An 18,000-nucleotide genomic window follows, 5' to 3' on the forward strand; every position below is an offset into this window, starting at 1 on the left:
GCGCGCGGAGCCTCCGCTCCTCCTTGCTGCGGCGGGGCGTCCCCCAGCGGACGCCCCGCCGCCTTTCTAACGGTTTCGTCATGTTGCCTGCGGCATGCCAGCTGCGGCGCGTTGCCGGGTATCATGGTCAAAAGGGCGGACGGAGGTGACGATGCGGCTGCGCGGCGAGGGACGGAGACGCACGAGGCGGCGGCGGAGCCTGCTGTTCGTCCTGCTTGTCACGGTCGTCCTTCTCGACAGCGCGACGCTGGCCGGGGCAGCGGTGCTGCACGCGCGCCGCATCGAGCAGGCAACGGGAGCAAACGCGGTCATCGCGCCGGAGGTCAGCGCGGTGGAGCGGCCTCCCTCGTTCACGACGGACATCGAGTACGCCGCGCTGTTCTCGGGCGACGGCCATCAGGTCTCCTCACAGGTCACTTGGGACGACGAGTGGTTCTTCCAGGACCCGACGGCCTACAATGCCGAGCTCGCGCACACCTGCGCGGTCCTTTCCGCCGTCGCCAATGCCGAGAGCGCTTACTACCAGCAGGGCTCGAGCGTGCCCGCCTTCGCGGAGAACGCGTTTGCGAGCCTGGGCTTCGACGAGGTGTCGACGGCTTCCTACCGGTATCGCAGCGAGGTGCTCGACGAGCTGAGGGGGCTTCTCGACGGAACGGACGTCGTTGCCTACACGCTCGCCACGAAGCGCCTGCGCTCGCGGGAGACCGGGGCCGAGAAGGAGCTCTGCGTCGTGGTGGTGCGCGGGTCGTATGGGTCTGAGTGGCTCTCCAACATCCGGATCGAGGGCACCTCGGACGTGGCGCGCGAGCTGGGAGATGCCGACCATCTGGGCTTCACGCTCGCCGCCGCCGAGATCGTCCTCGACCTCGAGGAGCGTGCCGCCGCGGTGGACCCCGGGGTGGAGCGGAGCTACCTCTTCTGTGGACACAGCCGCGGTGGTGCCGTGGCCAACCTCCTCGCGAGCTACGCGGACGGGGCCTCGGGGGCGCACGGTGCGATTCCCTCCGCCGGGGACGTGCGCGCGTATACCTTTGCCACCCCCAACTGCACCTCGGCGGAAGACGCGCGTGACGCCACCTACGACAACGTCTTCAACGTGCTCAATCCCTCCGACCTGGTTCCCCAGCTGCCGCTCGCGGAGTGGGGCTACCGCCGGTACGGTCAGGACGTGTGGCTTCCCGCCGAGGGCCAGACGGCCTTCGACCGGTCGTATGACGCCATGCGCGACTCGTACGAGCGCAGCATGGGGACGGAGTGCCCCTACGACCCCTCGGACCGGGAGACGGTGGACGGGATGCTGGGCGAGCTGGGGAGCGAGGTGTCGAGCTTCGACGAGCTCACGTCCCCTGCCGGCCTGCTCACGCTGACCCGTCTCTGCCTTGGCGTCGACGCGGGGCGCCTCCTTGCCAGTCACTATCCCAACACCTATATTGCCTGGCTCGATGTCGTGGACGCCTCCGCCCTGACATTCGTATAGCGCGTGACGCCCAGATCGGAGCGGCGCTCGGCGGCCGTTCGATGCAATCAGGGGGATAGTGCGAAAAAGTCGGACATGCCTCTGCAGTCAGGGGGATAGTGCGAAGGGTTTTTCGCCTCCGTCTGAGCAGCGCCTCTCAAAACATCTGCGTTTATGTGAAATCAAATCATAATTTGGGGCTCGTAGAGAAGGAAATCGGCAGAAATGGCTTCGCACTATCCCCCTGATTGCAGAGACTGGCTCGAAAGTTTCACACTATCGGGACAATTGCACATAGGGGTATGCCGCTTGCCCGGGCTGTGCTACCATGTCACGCTAGGCGATGACGGAGAGGTCTGGGCGTCGCGTTGCCAGCGGACAAGAGATGGGGGTCACCGGCTGAGAGCCCCCTCCAAGGCAGAGGCCCGGAGTTCACTCCACCAGCCGCGACCTGAACGGTCGTGCGGCGTGCAAAGGGGACAGTCACTTTTGCACGCTCGGGCGGTCACGCACGGAACGTGCAAAAGTGACTGTCCCCTTTGCACACTCAGTAGGGAAGCCGGGGGTCCCACGGCACGGGGCAGAAGAGCGGGCGCTCGGGGGAGACAACCCGACGCGCCAACCGAGGTGGTACCGCGGATCATTCCGTCCTTGGGCAGCAGCACGGCTGCCGAGGGGCGGTTTTTTAGTAGAGAAGGGATTGTACGATGTCGATGTCCGACGACCTCAAGGCGATCGAGGCCCAGTTCCAGGAGGGCCTGGCCGCCGCCGAGACCATGGAGGCTCTCGAGGCCCTGCGCGTGAGCTACCTGGGCAAGAAGGGCCAGCTCACGGCCATCATGCGTTCGATGGGCAAGGTGCCGCCCGAGGAGCGCCCGGCCATGGGCCAGCTCGCCAACACCGTCCGCGCCACCGTGGACGCCGCGCTCAAGGCGCGCAAGGAGGAGCTCTCCGCCGCGCTCCTGGAGCAGAAGATGGCCGCCGACGCCGTTGACGTCACGCTGCCGGGACGCCGCCTCTCCCAGGGCACCCAGCACCTCATCAGCCAGATCCGCGAGGAGATCGAGGACATCTTCGTGGGGCTCGGCTACACCGTCGAGGACGGTCCCTACGTGGAGAGCACCTGGTACAACTTCACCGCGCTCAACGCGCCGGAGGACCACCCCAGCCGTTCCGCCAAGGACACCTTCTACGTGGTGGACAACGCGCCGGGCACGATGCTCCACGCCGAGGAGACCAACGTCCAGGGCGAGTCCGACATCCTGCTGCGCACCCAGACCTCCGGCGTCCAGGTGCACGTTATGGAGAACAAGAAGCCGCCCATCTACATGATCTGCCCGGGCACCGTCTTCCGCCCGGATACCGCCGACGCTAACCACCTGCCGCAGTTCACGCAGGTGGAGGGCCTCGTCGTGGACGAGGGCATCACCTTTGGCGACCTCAAGGGCACGCTTGACTACTTCACGCGCGAGATCTTTGGCAAGGACCGCGCCACGCGCTACCGCCCGCACTTCTTCCCGTTCACCGAGCCCAGCTGCGAGGTCGACGTCTCCTGCGGCGTCTGCGGCGGCAAGGGCTGCCGCTTCTGCAAGAACACCGGCTGGCTTGAGATCCTGGGCGCCGGCATGGTGGACCCCAACGTCTTCGAGTTCTGCGGCATCGATCCCGAGAAGTACACCGGATTCGCCTTCGGCATCGGCGTCGAGCGCGTGGCGGCCCTTCGCTACGACCTGCCCGACCTGCGCATGCTGATGACCGGCGACATGCGCTTCCTCCGTCAGTTCTAACGCGCCACTGGCGTCAGATTTATTTGGCATGCCAAATAAACCTGACGCCAGTGGCATGCAGAACTAACGGAAACATGTTTCGAATCGCGCGAGAAGGAGAAAAGAAATGCGCGTCTCATATGAGTGGCTCAAGAGCATGGTCGACGTGCCGGCGGACCCCGCCGAGCTCGTGGCCGAGTTCACCCGCACCGGCACCGAGGTCGAGGCCACAGAAAAGGTCGGCGCCAACCTCGAGCACGTGGTCACGGCCCAGGTCGTGAGCAAGAAGCCCCACCCCGACTCGGACCACATGTGGCTCTGCCAGGTCTCCGTGGGCGACAAGAACGTGGACGAGAACGGCAATCCCGTGCCCCTGCAGATCGTCTGCGGCGCCCAGAACTTCAACGAGGGTGACCACATCGTGACCGCCATGATCGGCGCGGTGCTGCCCGGCGACTTCAAGATCAAGAAGAGCAAGCTGCGCGGCGTCGAGTCCTGCGGCATGAACTGCTCGGCCCGCGAGCTGGGTCTCGGCAACGACCACGAGGGCATCATGATCCTGCCCGAGGACGCGCCGGTGGGCATGGACTTCACCGACTACCTCGGCATGTCCGACACCGTGATCGACTGCGAGATCACGCCCAACCGCCCCGACTGCCTCTCCATGACCGGCATCGCCACCGAGGTCGCGGCCATCCTCGACGAGGACACCCACATCGAGCTGCCCGCCGTGAAGGCCGAACAGGGCCCGAACGCCGCCGACCTCGTCGACGTGACGATCGACGACCCCGAGCTCTGCCCACGCTACACCGCGCGCGTGGTGCGCAACGTGAAGATCGGCCCCTCGCCCGAGTGGCTCGCCCAGCGCGTGGCCGCCGCCGGCGGACGCTCGATCAACAACGTCGTGGACGTGACCAACTACGTGATGTACCTCACGGGCCAGCCGCTCCACGCCTTCGACCTGGGCAAGCTCACCGAGCGCGACGGCAAGCGCCACATCGTGGTGCGCGCCGCCCACGACGGCGAGAAGCTCGTGACGCTCGACGGCCAGGAGTGCGAGCTCACGCACGACATGTGCCTCATCACCGACGACGGCGCGACCCCGATCGCGCTCGCCGGCGTCATGGGCGGCCTCGACTCCGAGATCACGGAGGAGACCGTCGACGTCCTTCTCGAGAGCGCGAACTTCTCGAGCGGCCACACGTCGCGCACCTCGCGCAACCTCGACCTCATGAGCGAGGCCTCCATCCGCTACGAGCGTCAGGTCGACGGCTCCAACTGCGCCAACGTGGCCGAGATCGCGGCCGCGCTCTTCGAGGAGTGCTGCGGCGCCGAGGTCTGCCCGGGCATCGTGGACGTCTACCCCGGAGAGGCGGACGATGCCCCGGCGCGCATCGAGTTCCGCCCGTATCGCGCCCGCGCGCTTGCCGGCGCCCCCATCACCAACTCGTTCATGATGTCCCGCCTCGAGCGCCTCGGCTGCACGGTCGAGAAGAACGACATCGAGCACTACGTCGTGACCGCCCCCACCAACCGGCCTGACCTCACCCGCGAGGTCGACCTCATCGAGGAGGTCGTGCGCCTCTGGGGCGAGGGCGACATCGAGGCCACGCTGCCCGCCGCCAAGAACCACGCCGGCGGCCTCACCGTCGAGCAGCGCCGCGTTCGCAAGATCGGCCAGGTCCTGCGCTCCTGCGGCCTCTCGGAGACCTCCACGTACAACTTCGCCGCGCCGGACGACCTCGCCCGTCTGAGCATCCCCGAGACCGGCCGCGGCGTGCCCGTGAAGATCATCCGCCCGCTCGTGGCCGAGCAGTCCGAGATGCGCCGCTCCATGCTGCCGGGGCTGCTCCGCTCCGTGGCGTACAACCTCGACCACGGCGTCGCCAACGTCGCGCTCTACGAGATCGGCCGCGTCTTCTTCGGACACGAGAGCCGGAGCCTCCCCGACGAGCCGAGCTACGTCTGCGGCGTCATGGCCGGCAAGCGCGCCGACGACGCGTGGAACCAGCACTTTGACGAGTACGACTTCTTCGACGCCAAGGGCGTGGTCGAGGAGCTGCTCGACGCCCTGCGCCTCACGAAGGTCCGCTTCAAGGTCGCCGACCCCGAGCAGTACCCGTGGCTCCAGCCCGGGCGCGCCGCCGAGGTCACGGCTGGCGGCGGCCAGGTCATCGGCTGGGTGGGCAACGTCCACCCGCGCGGCCTCAAGGCCATGGGCGTGGACGCGCCCGTGGTGGCCTTCGAGCTCTCCCAGGCGGCGCTGCTGCGCCTCGCGGCGGACCAGCTGCCCTACGAGGACGTGCCCACGCTGCCCGGCGTGGACGTGGACCTCGCCATCGTCGTGGACGAGTCGGTGACCTGCGAGACCCTCATGCAGCGCATCTCCTCGGCCGGCGGCAAGCTGCTCGCTGACGTCCGCCTCTTCGACGTCTACCGCGATGACGAGCGCGTGGGCAAGGGCAAGAAGTCCATGGCCTTCTCGCTCACCTACCGCGCGGCCGACCGCACCCTCACCTCCGACGAGGTGGAGAAGGCCCACTCCAAGCTCGTGACCAAGGTCTGCAAGTCCACCGGCGGCGAGGTCCGCAGCTAGCCTGACAAAGGGGACGGGTTTATCTGTCATGACGGCGGCCGGGCGCGATCGCGTCCGGCCGCGCCGCGTTAGGGTTACACTGTCTGGGTGACGCTGTTGCAAGGAGGGACCATGTTCTGCTCAAACTGCGGCGCCGAGATTTCCGACGGCGCGAAGTTCTGCGACTCGTGCGGCGCCCCCGTCAGCACGGGCGATGCCGACAAGACCGCCGCCGTCCCCCCGGCTGCGCCCGCCCCTCCCGTCCCCTCCACGCCTTCTCAGCCCGGCGGGGCGCGCCCGCACGGCAGCTCCGTCGTGGCCGTCGTCATGTCCGTGGTCGCGCTCGTCGCGGTGGTCGCGCTCGTCGTCGTGGTGGCGAACCCCTTCGGCGGCCCGCGGGACGAGCCGGCTCAGAGCGTCCAGGAGCAGCCTGCGGATGACTCAGCCCCCGCGGAGGAGGCCGAGGCCTCTGATGAGGAGGCCGAGAAGGACGAGGCGGCCGAAGCGGGGAAGGCCGAATCGGAGGAGGATGCGAGCGCCGACGACGCGTCGGGGGATGCCGCCGGCACGCAGCAGAACAACGTGGTCGTGGTGGTCGAGGGCAACGACCGAGCGCCCGCCCCGCCCGCATCGACGGTCGTGCACGTGAACGACGACTACATCCTCCCGTACAGCGCCACGTACGAGTACTCGACGAGCGAGATCTCCCACCTGAGCGACTGGGAGCTCTACCTCGCGAGAAACGAGATCTATGCCCGCCATGGCCGCGAGTTCAGAAACGACGACCTCGTTCGCTACTTCAGCGACAAGTCCTGGTACACCCCGACCTACTCGCCTGACGACTTCGACGCCCGCTCCGGCTCGATCCTGAGCTACACCGAGCAGCGCAACGCCGCGACGATTCTCGAGCTCGAGCAGGCGCGCGGGTCTGCGTACATCTAGCCCCGGAGGGCATCCATGCCAAGCTGGAACATCCACACCGCGCACGTCGAGCGGCTCCTCCGGGAGGAGGGCGCCGAGTCGCTGGGCGTCCGCGACGCCAACGCGTTTCTCCTGGGCAACCTCGCCCCGGACATCTACGTGGGCTACATGGTCCCCGACACCACGTACCGCATCGACTACAAGCTCACTCACCAGGCCCTGCGCGAGCACATCCCCCTGCCCAGCTATGACGAGTTCTGGAACTTCTACGTGGCGCGCCAGGAGCAGGTGAGCGACCTCACGCTCGGCGCGTGGGCACATCTCGTGACCGACCACGTCTACAACGCCCATACGCGTCGCTATCTGGAGCTCATCGGGGTGAAGCCCGGCGAGCGGGCGCGCATCGGCAAGCAGGCGGACTTCGCGCTCTTTGGCCGCACGCTCGACATCTCGATGGTCCCGAGCGTCGACGAGGCCCTTCTCGCCCAGTGCGCCGCGTTTCCTCCGTACTCGATTCTCGAGCGCGACGCGCGCGCCGCGGCCGACGTCGCACGGCGCATCGTCGAGAAGAACCGCGATGAGCACGTGAGCGGCGTGCCCGTCTACCAGCTGCTCAGTGCCGAGTTCTTCGAAACGGCCCGCCAGGAGGCGCATGACACCATCGTGCGCGGCCTGCGCTCGTTTGCCGGCCACCGAGGCTAGCCCCGGCACAAGGGAGGCGCGTCCCCCGCGCGGCCCTTCTCGCACCTTCGCAGGTGACGAGAAGGACGTGACGCAGGGGGCGCGCCTGAGGGGGCGTGTGACGTCGCCCTAGCGGCGTCCGAGCGTGCGGAACATGAGCTGCTTGTAGGACTCCACCCCGGGCTGGTCGAAGGGGTTGACGCCGAGCAGGCTCGCCGAGAGGTAGCACGAGAACATGAGGAAGTAGAAGAGCCTTCCCAGATGCTCGGCATCCAGACGGTCGAGCTCAAGAGTGGGGCAGGGGAGTGCCGATGCGTGCGCGGCGCGCGTGGCCGCAAAGCTCGCCTTGTTGACGTCCCAGAAGTCGACACCGTCAAGGTACCCAAAGCGGTCGTCGATGTCCGAGCCCCCCAGGACGAGGGAGTCTCCCTCGCCGGGTTCGAGCACGTCGAGGAAGGTCTCCATGACCTGGGGCGTGCCGTCCTGCACGTACTGGCCCAGGCTGTGAAGCTCCTCGGAGTACTCGGCCGAGGCTGGGAAAAGGCCGCGACCGTCCTTGCCCTCGCTCTCGCCAAAGAGCTGCTCGTACCACTTGGAGAGCCAGCGGAAGCGAGGCTCGAAGAAGCTCAGGAGCTCCACGCGCAGCCCCGCGTCCCAAGCGAGCCTGCGGATGAGCGCGTAGCGCCAGGCGGCGTTTGCCAGGGGGTCCTCCGTGCCGTCGCGCAGGAGGGCCTCCTCGGCGCGAGCGCCGGCCACGAGGGCCCGGACATCGGCGCCAGCGAAGGCGAGGGGCAGGAGATGCACCTCGGTGAGCGCCGTGTAGCGTCCGCCCACGGGCTCGGGGAAGGTCGTGAACGTATAGCCGTGGTCGTGGCAGAGCCTCTCGAGGTGGGAGTCCGGCGTGCCGCAGCAGACGATGCGCGATGCCGCGTTCTTCTCGCCATGCCGTTCGACGAGCCACTGACGCAGCAGCCGGAAGGATGACCCAGGCTCCAGCGTCTCGAAGTTCTTGGCCACGCAGTCGATGACGACCTCGTGGCCCTCGAGGTCGTCCAGGACGCGCCGAAGCTCAAAGGCGGAGAGGGTGTTGCCCGCGTAGACCACGCGGTGCGTCCCGTCGAGCGAGCCGCCGCGCGCGCCCAGCGCGCAGAGCGCGGCGCGCGCGGCGTTGTTTGAGCCGCCGACGCCGATAAGGACGAAGGTGTCCGCGCGTTCTCGCAGCTGCGCGGCAAGGCTCTCGACCCGGGCGATCTTCTCGTCCGAGGCCCAGTCGTCCACGTGGAGCCAGCCGAGGGAGCCGGCGTGGCGCCCCTCGCCTGCCTGGCAGCGCGCGAGCACGTCAGCGTGCGTTGCCGAGGCCCGGGCGACCTCGTCGGAGGTCACCCGGGCGCCGAGGTATGTCTCGTTAAGCCGAAGCATCCGTCGCGCCTAGCAGCCGCAGGGGTGCGCGGGGGCGTCGTCGCGGAAGTGGCTGTTCTGGGACGGGTCCTTCATGCAGAGGTGCGGCACGGCGCGGTTGTAGGCGTGCGGCAGCGCCAGGATGTTGGGGTTGCCGTCGGTGAACTTGCGGGTGGCGTCCGCGATGGCCTCCTCGAAGGTCGGGCGGGTCTTGAGGCCCATGGTGCGGGCGATGCCGGGCTTCTGCGCGCCCACGATGTAGGTGGCGCTGAGGTACTTCTCGGCAAGGTTTCCGCAGGTCATCATGCTGAAGCCGTGGAACGGGTGGAAAGCGTTGGCAAAGCGGTACTTGCGGATGTACTCCTCGTTGGTGGCGAAGTACTCGCCGTACTTGATCATCTCGTCGAGGGTGTTCATCTTGTCGGACTGCCAGAGCTCCCACTGCTCGCGCAGGTAGGGCCAGCGCTCGTCGTGGAACCAGCCGTTGCAGTAGCTGGCGATGACAAAGACGCAGTGGTCGGATAGGATGCGCTTGTGGCGGATGACCTGGGCGGAGACGGCCTGCATCATCTGGATGGGGTTGGTGCCCATGCCGTCGCCGTAGTGGAAGTTGGTGGGCATGCCCATGACCACGATGTCGTACTTCTTCTCGGCCCAGTGCACGTAGGTGCGCTTGTCGGCGAGCTTCCAGGAGACGGGCTGCATCTCGGCGGCGTATCCGGAGAAGATGGCGATCTGGCGGCTCCAGGTGTCGAGCACGGCGTCGCAGCAGAAGAACTTCTTGCCCATCTTCTCTTCCATGAACATGCCCTGCTGGTCGAACTTGTCGCGCATGAGGGAGGAGGTGGAGACGGGGACGAAGTCCGGGCGGCTCATGACGCGCGGCACGTGGTGCGCGCTGATGGAGCGCCAGTGGGTGATGCCGGTGGCGCAGTGCTTGTAGCCGCCCGAGTAGCCGCCGTAGGGGTTGCCCTGCGTGTGGCCGATGAGGATGGCGATGTCGGCGTCGTAGACGTACTTGTTCATGATCACGTGGTCGCCCTGCGGGGTGAAGCCGAGGTCGACGAGGTGGTCGTAGTCCTCGGAGTCGTGGCTCGTGATCTGGCCCGTGCCCTCGAACTCGTTGTAGAGGTCCTCGCCCAGGATGAGCTTGGCCTCGGCGGTGGAGGTGCGGGGGTGCAGGCCGTTGGAGAAGAGCAGGAGCACGTCGTCGTGGGAGACGCCGTTGGCGAAGAGCTCGTCGAGGCAGGCGCGGATGGCCACCTTGCGGTGCGCGGTGGGCTGCGTGCCGCCCTTCACGATGTCGGGGATGACGATGACGACCTTGGCGCCGGGGTGCGCGAGGTCGGCGAGCGGCTCCATGCCGATGGGGTTGCGGATGCTCTCGAGCGTGGCGCTGTAGAGGCTGTCCCAGTCCTGCGGCAGGCACTCGGGGTCCTTGACGGTCTCGCCGGTGATGAAGACGTCGGTGCTGTCGGGCAGCTCGGCCCCGAGCATGCCGTTGCCGTACTCAAAGTCCAGATGCATGAGGTTTCCTTTCTGTGGGACGGACGTGAGGGGGCGTGCAAAAGTGACTGTCCCTTTTGCACGTCACTTGAGGTAGAGGTCGACGATCTGGGCGTACTCCTCGGGGTAGAAGCCGATCTCGCCGGTGAAGCGCGTGAGGGCGATGAGGCCGCCGTCGATCTCGGGGATGCTGGCGAGCATCTCGGCGTTGTCGGCCTTGAGGCCGCCGCCGTAGACCACGTCGACGCCGGGGACGACGCCCTTGATGAGGCGGGCGACCTTGGTGATGTAGGGCGCGTCGGCGGGCGTCTTGCCGGGGCCGATGCTCCAGACGGGCTCGTAGGCAATGCGCACGCCGGAGAGGTCGGCGCCCTCGAGGCCTTGGGTCACCTGCGCGGTGAGGACGGCCTCCCAGTCGTCGGCCTCCTCCTCGCGCTCGCCCATGCAGAAGAGCACCTTGAGGCCGGCTGCCTGGGCGGCGCGGACCTCGCGGGAGAGGATGCGGCTCACGGCGGCCTCGACGTCGGCCGGGTCCGCCCCGACCTCGCCCAGGATTGCGCGGAGGTTCATGCGCTCCTCGCAGTGGCCGATGAGGGCCCACCCGCAGCCGAGCTGGGCGACGGAGTTGCCGGTGCGCAGCGTGGTGAAGGCGCCGAAGTTGCCGCCCGGGGCGGTGTCGGCCACGTGGACGCCCTGGCAGCCAATCCCGAGGGGGCTGCCCTCGGCGCCGGCACAGGCGCCCACGAGGTGCGCCTCCGGGAGAAACGCCGCAAACTCCGCGACGTCGGCGTACTTCTCGGCAACGCCCCTGATGGACGAGGCGACGGTCCCGCCCCAGCGCGCGGGCTCGGCGAGGCGGTTGACGCCGCCGAGCTCGGGGGTGATGTCAAAGCGCTTGAGGTTGAGGAAGATGTGCTTCATGAAGGCTCCAATCTCTTTGCTTCCTGTCCGTCCCGCGTCACACGAAGCTCGCGAAGCGGGGGAGGGCAGGGCCCAGCAGCGGGCGGCACCAGCTGCGGAACGCGTCGGTCACGCCGTTGCCGCGCTCGTTTATGTACTCGTCGGGCATCGTGCGCTCGTCGAGCATCACCTGCTCGATGGGGATGCGGATGAGGCGCGCCTCGTAGGGCTCGCTGGATACGCGCTCGATGCCCACCATCTTGCCGGAGTCGCCCTCGAGCACGGCGCGGGTGGCCTCGCGCCCGCAGTCGATGGCCTCCTCGCGGTCGACGGGGCTCTGCCAGGCGATGGAGGCGCGGCCGATGAGGCCGGGCTTCTCGGAGCGCGCCTTGTAGCCCAGCTCGGAGATCACGAGCTTGGCGAGGTGCGCGGAGACGTCGCCGAAGTACGTTGCCCTGCCCACAGTCATGAGGGGCGGGGCGACGGGGGTCCCGTCGGCCGTGTGCAGGCCCTCGCTCACCACCACGACGCCCGAGCCCTTCTCGTCGATGAGGCGTTGGGCGTCATCGAGGAAGGCGCGCTCGTCGAAGTCGCGCTCGGGCAGGTAGATGAGGTCGGGGCCGCCGGTGCCGGACTCGTCGGCAAAGCAGCTCGCGGCCGTGACCCAGCCGGCGTTTCTGCCCATGGCCTCCACGATGACGATGTGGATGGGAAGCCCGCGCACGTCGCAGCAGATGGCCGACGTCGTCGCCGCCATGTAGCGCGCGGCGCTCGCGAAGCCGGGCGCGTGGTCGGTCACCGCGATGTCGTTGTCCATGGTCTTGGGGATGCCCACCACGTCGATGGGCACGCCCTCCTCATGGCAGGCGCGCCAGATCTTGCCGCAGGTGTCCATCGTCCCGTTGCCGCCGGTGCAGAGGAGCCAGCGGATGCCCTGGCGGTCGAGCGCGTGCGCGAGCTCGCGGTAGTCCCCGTCCTCGAGGGGCTTGCGGCTCGTGCCGATGGCCGAGGAGGGCGAGAAGGGCAGCAGGTCGAGCTTCTCGCGCGGCGCCTGGCCAAAGTCGACGAGACTGCCGTCGGTGATGCCGCCCACGCCGCCGAGCGCGCCGAGCACCCGCCCGACGCCCGGCGTGTTCAGGGCCTCGTCGACGGCGCCGTAGAGCGACGCGTTGATGACCGCGGTGGGGCCGCCGCCGTGGACGACGAGCAGGCCGTCTGCCGCCATGGCTAGATCCCCGCCTTCTCGTAGCGCTCGGCCATCTCCTCGAGCGTGACGAGCTCGGTGTCGGGCGCGTGGCCATAGCTGCCGAACTCGACGATGAGGGTGGCCACGGCCTCCTTCACGCCGGCCTCGATGACCTCGACCAGAGCCGCGCGGTCGTCGTCCTCAACCACGCCGTACATGACGGTGTCGTAGACGGCGGGGAGGAAGACGCGCGGATCCGGGTTCTCGGGGTGCTCCTTGAGCAGCTGGTAGACGCCGCCGATCGACGGGCTCTCCTGGAGCTCCGGGCGCCTGGCGAAGAGCTCGCGCATGTTGCGGGTCACCGCGAGGCGGATGTCGGTGTCCACGTTGATCTTGTTGATGCCGGCGGGGATTGCGGCCTTGAGCTCGTCGAGGCTGATGCCGTAGGCGTTCTGGATGTTGCCGCCGAGGGCGTTGATCTCACGCACGATGTAGGCGGGGACGGTCGAGGAGCCGTGGCTCACGAGCGCGCAGTCGAGCCCCTCGTGGGCGAGGCACTCGCGGATGGCGATGGGGATCTCGCGGCGGAGCTTGACGTCCTTGCCCTTGGAGGGGCCGTGCATGGTGCCGTAGCTGATGGCGAGCGCGTCGACCTTGGTGTTGCGGACGAACTCGACCGCGGTGAGCGGGTTGGTGTAGGTGCTCGACGCGGCGAAGACGTGGTCCTCGACGCCGGCAAGCACGCCGAGCTCGCCCTCGACGGAGACGCCGCGCGGGTGCGCGTACTTGACGACCTCTCGCGTGAGCTCCATGTTCTCCTCGAGCGGCAGGGACGATCCGTCGATCATGACGGAGGTGTAGCCGCCGGCGATGGCAGCCTTCACGCTCTCCATGTCACGGCCGTGGTCGAGGTGCAGGACCACGGGGACGGGGCTGTTCTCGCCGTACCTCTTCACGGCGTCGCCGATGTTCCTGGCGCCGACGATCTTGTCCTCGACCGTGCCGTTGGCAAAGTCCGCGCGCCCTCCCATGAAGGCGTTGGCGAGGTCGGCGCCCTGCAGGATGGCGGCGCTCCTCAGCATCTCGTGGACCTCGATCACGGCCTTTGCCTGGCAGACGGCGTTGACGTTGAACGCGCCCTGGGCGTAGCCGCCCCTTCGCGCGGCGTCCAGGACGGGCTTGAGCGGAACGAGTGCCATGTGACCATCTCCTTGTTCGTGCCCGGCCTACCCGGGCGCTGACAGATTGCGGTGCTGACGGTGCTTCTCGCGGTGGTGCGTATGCTCTGTGCTCGCCGGCGGGCGGCCCTCCTTCCGCTAGTGCCGCCGGGGCTCGATCTTGGGCTCGATGACGTTGGTGAGCTTGATGATTCGTGCGGAGGGGGCCCCGCCGCGCATGAGCGAGACGATCTCGTCCGCGCAGGCGACCCCCGTCTCGTAGTTGGGAAGGCGCGTGTAGAAGTTGGCGGCAAGCCAGTTCTCGCCGTTGTTGGCGAGCTCGGCGTAGACGATGTTGCGGTCGGAGTCGATCTTCCGGAAGAAGTGGGTCCAGGTGGCCCAGCTGGTGATGATCGCGTCGCCGTCACGCGTCTCGGAGAGGATGCCCGAGGCCATCTCGAGGAGCCGGGCGGTGAGCCTGATGCCGTCCTCGGTGTTGCCCACCGTGTAGCGCTCGTCCCAGATGTCGATGTTGCTGAGGTCGATGGGGGCGTCGCGGACCTCGAGCTGCACGCCGGACGCCTGGCAGATGTCACGCACGCCCTGCTCGCGCAGGCGCTCCTGGGCGGTGTCGATCTGGGGCCTCAGGTAGAGGACGCGCCGGCAGCCCCGCTCCACCACGCGCGAGGTGACGAGACGGGCGCCGCCGCGGTAGTCGAGGTCGACGGTGCTGTAGGCGTCCGCCTGCCGCTGGCAGTCAAAGACCACGAGCGGAGCGCGCTCCTCCTGGAGGACCTTGAGGCTCTCCTCGTCGGGCCCCTCGTTCTCGATGCCGATGAAGATGATGCCGCCCACGCGGCCGGCGAGGTAGGCGCTCGCGTAGTCGGCGTGCCCGAGGCTGTCGACCTTGTTACCGAGGAGAAGGACGTTGTAGCCGTCCTGCTCGAGCCGCGTCTGGATGCCGTAGGCCATCTGGCTGAAGCGGGGGACGGCGAGGTTCCTCCTCAGGACGACGCCCACGCAGGGGATGTTGCGGCTCCTCAGGGTGCGCGCGTGCGCGTTGGGCATGTAGTTGAGCTTGCGCGCCGCCTGGAGCACCCGCTCGCGGGTCTCCAGTCGGATGGACTGGCCGGGGGTGTTGTTGATGACGTAGGAGACGGTGGCCGCCGTAACCCCGGCTTCCTGTGCGACGTCCTTGAGCGTGGTTCGCCTGCCCATCTCGCCTCCTATCGTCATTCTCGCTTTTTCGATTAAGCGAGATACTATCTGTTTACCATGACCTGCGGGGTGAAGGCTCAGAAACTTCGAGAAACACGCTTACGGTCAAATAACTACCGTTTACCGAGCTAGAGGGTCAGATAGGTCCCGAGCGGTACCAAATTCGCTGCAAGCGGTATTTACGAGAACTTAACTCTAGCAATTCCCGAAAAGCCGTGTTTACATGTCCATAACTTAATCGTTTGAGTAGAAAACGACTGAGTCGCACTTCGTTTCTCCCCGTTCTTCTCGCTTGCAGCTCTTGCTCTGATAGCACCACCGCGCACGCTCAAACGCCGGATGCTCCCGCCGCCCCCACGCAGTTCGGAAGGAGGGGGATGACGGGATCGAACGAAGGAGGCCGTCATTGAAAGAGAAGAAAGTACCCATCTGGAGCAAGGTGCCAAGCTGGGCTTGGGCGCTGATCTCCCTGGCGCTGGCCGTGGCCCTGTGGCTCGCCGCATCGGGCACGTGGCCCGCCGTCTTCGCGTCTCCTGAGAAGGTCCTCGCGGCCTTCCTCGAGCGTGCGGAGAGCGGCCTGCTCTGGGAGCACGTCTGGGCGTCGGTCTCCCGCGTCCTCACGGGCTTTGGCATCGCCTTCGTGGTGTCCATCCCGGTGGCGTTCCTCATGGCGTGGTATGACCCGTTCCGCCACGTCGTCGAGCCGTGGATCCAGTTCATCCGCAACATCCCGCCGCTGGCCTACGTCTTCCTGATCATCGCCGCCCTCGGCATCGGCCAGACCTCCAAGATCACGGTCATCTTCATCGCCGCGTTCCTCGTCATGGTCATCACCATCTACCAGGGCGTCAAGGGCGTGGACGTCACGCTCATCAAAGCGGCGCGCGTGCTCGGCGCCACCCAGAAGGACATCTTCTTCAAGGTCACCATCCCCGCCTCCACGCCGTTCATCCTCGTCGCGGCGCGCCTCGGCCTCTCCACCTCGCTCACCACGCTCATGGCGTCCGAGATCGTCGGCGGCGACAAGGGCATCGGCATGATGATCCAGCAGGCGAGCGGCTACTACCAGATGGACGTCGTGCTCCTGGGCATCATCCTGCTCGGCATCATCGGCATCTGCTTCGAGAAGATCGTTCGGTTCCTTGAGAGGAGGTTCACGGGATGGCAGGAAACGATTCAGCAGTAAAGGTCCACATCGAGAACGTGGTCAAGAAGTTCAACACCCGCAAGGGCGAGGTGGTCGCCCTCAACGGCGCCAACTTCGACATCCACGAGAACGAGTTCGTGTGCGTCGTCGGGCCGTCCGGCTGCGGTAAGTCCACGCTCCTGAACATCATCGGTGGCCTCGAGGAGCCCACCGAGGGCCGCGTCCTGGTGGACGGCCAGGAGGTCACGGGTCCCGGTCCCGACCGCGGCATCGTCTTCCAGCAGTACGCGCTTTTCCCCTGGCTCACAGTGCTCGAGAACGTCAAGTTCGGCCTCAAGCTCCAGGGCAAGTCCGACAAGGAGGCCGAGGAGATCGCGCTCAAGTACATCAAGCTCGTCGAGCTCCAGGACTTCGTGCACTCCTATCCCAAGGAGCTCTCGGGCGGCATGAAGCAGCGCGTGGCCATCGCCCGCGCCTATGCGGTCAACCCCAAGGTCCTGCTCATGGACGAGCCCTTCGGCGCCCTTGACGCCCAGACTCGCACCCAGCTCCAGTCCGAGCTGCTCGAGACTTGGGAGAAGGAGCAGAAGACCTGCTTCTTCATCACGCACGACGTCGAGGAGGCCATCATCCTCGCCCAGCGCGTCGTTATCATGTACGCCCGCCCGGGCCGCGTGAAGGAGATCGTGGACATCGACATCCCGTATCCCCGCACGCAGGAGACCAAGATGAGCCCGCGCTTCCTTGAGCTCAAGAACCACATCTGGAGCCAGGTCTACCAGGAGTACCTGTCTGTTCGCAAGTAGCGTTCCAGCGGGTTTTTCACGGGGGTGCGCCCCCGCAACACGGGAGGGCGGCGAGAAGGACTCGCCGTCGGAAGGAAAGGAAACGCAATGAAGAAGCTTGACATGAACCAGCTCACCCGCCGCTCGTTCCTCAAGGTCGCCGGTGCCGCCGGCGTCGTGGGCTCGGGCCTCGTCCTCGCCGGCTGCAACGGCGAGACCAAGGAGCCCGAGGCCGACAGCACCTCCGAGGAGCCTGCCGGCAGCGAGTACGAGCCCGTCACCGTGCACGTGGCCTTCATGCCCAACCTGGGCTCCGCCGCCACGCTCTTCTCGGCCATCGACCAGGGCTACTTCGACGAGGTCGGCATCACCGTCGAGACCGAGCAGTTCCAGGCCGGCCCGGCCGAGATTACGGCCATGCAGTCCGGCTCCGTCGACATCTCCCAGATCGGCCACGGCGCCCACTCCCTGTGCATCCAGGGCCAGGCCAAGATCTTCGCCTTCGACCAGCTCTCCCAGGCCGACTGCGTCGTCGCCAACAAGTCCCACGGCATCGAGACCGGCGCCGACCTCGCCGGCAAGACGGTGGGCGTCGCCTCCGGCACCTCCTCTGAGATCATCCTCCAGTACGTGCTCAAGGACGCCGGCCTCACCACCGACGACATCAACACCGTCGAGATGGACGTCTCCGGCATGACGACGGCCCTCATCTCCGGCCAGATCGACGCCGCCGCCACCTGGTCGCCCAACACCGTCACCCTCCAGGAGCAGCTCGGCGACGACTACCTCGTCCTCGGCACCAACACCGACTACTCCGACGAGGTCGCCTTCCCCGGCTCCTACGTCTGCCTGCCCGAGTACGCCGAGGAGAACCACGACGTCCTCGTCCGCTTTGGCGCCGCCCTGGACAAGGGCAAGGTCTACCGCAACGAGCACATCGACGACGTGGCCAAGCTCCTTGCCTCCGAGCTCGGCGTCCCCGAGGACACGCTCCTTCAGTCCACGGGCGAGGGCGACTGGGCCGGCGCGGTCGACGCCATCGGCAACGTTGACGTCATCACCGGCTACTACGAGGCCCAGCAGAAGGTCTTCCTGGACGGCGGCCAGATCGAGGCCGAGGTGCCGGTCGAGGACTACGTCCTGGTCGACGTCATCACCGAGTCCGACGAGCTCTATGAGACCATCAAGTAGTACGCTCTGAGGTGATCGGAACCTGAGGGCCCCTACCGGTCCCCCCAACTTACGGCCTCTCCGCAGCGGGGTGTCCCTCCCCATCCGCGCGGGGAGGCCGTTTCGCTCATGCG

Annotated in this window: 14 protein-coding genes; 8 read left to right on the top strand and 6 right to left on the bottom strand. The window is 67.2% G+C overall.

Going from position 1 to position 18,000, the window contains the following annotated elements; translation table 11 throughout:
- Positions 1-151: 151 nt before the first annotated feature.
- The 5 genes from ACULPM_RS01045 to ACULPM_RS01065 all read left to right on the top strand — a co-directional run bounded on the left by ACULPM_RS01045 (position 152) and on the right by ACULPM_RS01065 (position 7,420).
- Positions 152-1,477, top strand: a complete 1,326-nt coding sequence (locus ACULPM_RS01045; RefSeq protein ID WP_445330703.1) for a lipase family protein — start codon at positions 152-154, stop codon at positions 1,475-1,477.
- 686 nt (positions 1,478-2,163) lie between these two features.
- Entirely contained in the window at positions 2,164-3,243 is a 1,080-nt protein-coding gene (pheS, locus tag ACULPM_RS01050; protein ID WP_167930415.1) for a phenylalanine--tRNA ligase subunit alpha, read from the top strand.
- 106 nt (positions 3,244-3,349) lie between these two features.
- Positions 3,350-5,818, top strand: coding sequence for a phenylalanine--tRNA ligase subunit beta (pheT, locus tag ACULPM_RS01055; RefSeq protein WP_445330704.1), 2,469 nt, complete (start codon positions 3,350-3,352; stop codon positions 5,816-5,818).
- 111 nt (positions 5,819-5,929) lie between these two features.
- Complete coding sequence (locus ACULPM_RS01060) at positions 5,930-6,739, top strand: YARHG domain-containing protein (RefSeq protein ID WP_445330705.1); 810 nt, start codon at positions 5,930-5,932, stop codon at positions 6,737-6,739.
- Between the two features lie 15 nt (positions 6,740-6,754).
- Complete coding sequence (locus ACULPM_RS01065) at positions 6,755-7,420, top strand: hypothetical protein (protein ID WP_445330706.1); 666 nt, start codon at positions 6,755-6,757, stop codon at positions 7,418-7,420.
- A 108-nt stretch (positions 7,421-7,528) separates the two neighbouring features.
- Here the strand turns inward: ACULPM_RS01065 and ACULPM_RS01070 are convergent, their stop codons facing one another.
- The 6 genes from ACULPM_RS01070 to ACULPM_RS01095 form a co-directional block, all read right to left on the bottom strand.
- The gene (locus ACULPM_RS01070; protein WP_445330707.1) at positions 7,529-8,818 is read right to left on the bottom strand and encodes a hypothetical protein; all 1,290 of its coding nucleotides are present in this window, start codon (positions 8,816-8,818) and stop codon (positions 7,529-7,531) included.
- 9 nt (positions 8,819-8,827) lie between these two features.
- Positions 8,828-10,324, bottom strand: coding sequence for a lactate racemase domain-containing protein (locus ACULPM_RS01075; RefSeq protein WP_075279586.1), 1,497 nt, complete (start codon positions 10,322-10,324; stop codon positions 8,828-8,830).
- A gap of 63 nt (positions 10,325-10,387) precedes the next feature.
- A complete protein-coding gene (locus ACULPM_RS01080) occupies positions 10,388-11,224 on the bottom strand; it encodes a triose-phosphate isomerase (protein ID WP_445330708.1) in 837 nt (278 codons plus the stop codon).
- Positions 11,225-11,261: 37 nt separating this feature from the next.
- Positions 11,262-12,428, bottom strand: a complete 1,167-nt coding sequence (locus tag ACULPM_RS01085; RefSeq protein WP_445330709.1) for a diphosphate--fructose-6-phosphate 1-phosphotransferase — start codon at positions 12,426-12,428, stop codon at positions 11,262-11,264.
- Between the two features lie 2 nt (positions 12,429-12,430).
- Positions 12,431-13,588 (bottom strand): class II fructose-bisphosphate aldolase, encoded by a 1,158-nt coding sequence (locus ACULPM_RS01090; RefSeq protein ID WP_445330710.1) that lies wholly within the window; start codon positions 13,586-13,588, stop codon positions 12,431-12,433.
- A 117-nt stretch (positions 13,589-13,705) separates the two neighbouring features.
- Entirely contained in the window at positions 13,706-14,764 is a 1,059-nt protein-coding gene (locus tag ACULPM_RS01095; RefSeq protein ID WP_167930424.1) for a LacI family DNA-binding transcriptional regulator, read from the bottom strand.
- A gap of 406 nt (positions 14,765-15,170) precedes the next feature.
- Between ACULPM_RS01095 and ACULPM_RS01100 the strand changes: the two genes are divergently transcribed.
- The 3 genes from ACULPM_RS01100 to ACULPM_RS01110 all read left to right on the top strand — a co-directional run bounded on the left by ACULPM_RS01100 (position 15,171) and on the right by ACULPM_RS01110 (position 17,887).
- Positions 15,171-15,950, top strand: coding sequence for an ABC transporter permease (locus tag ACULPM_RS01100; protein ID WP_075279591.1), 780 nt, complete (start codon positions 15,171-15,173; stop codon positions 15,948-15,950).
- The gene (locus tag ACULPM_RS01105; RefSeq protein WP_075279592.1) at positions 15,926-16,717 is read left to right on the top strand and encodes an ABC transporter ATP-binding protein; all 792 of its coding nucleotides are present in this window, start codon (positions 15,926-15,928) and stop codon (positions 16,715-16,717) included. The genes ACULPM_RS01100 and ACULPM_RS01105 overlap by 25 nt, the downstream gene beginning before the upstream one ends.
- An 87-nt stretch (positions 16,718-16,804) precedes the next feature.
- Positions 16,805-17,887, top strand: a complete 1,083-nt coding sequence (locus tag ACULPM_RS01110) for a substrate-binding domain-containing protein (protein ID WP_445330711.1) — start codon at positions 16,805-16,807, stop codon at positions 17,885-17,887.
- Positions 17,888-18,000 lie beyond the last annotated feature (113 nt).

The organism is Thermophilibacter sp. ZX-H3 (genome assembly GCF_052599055.1).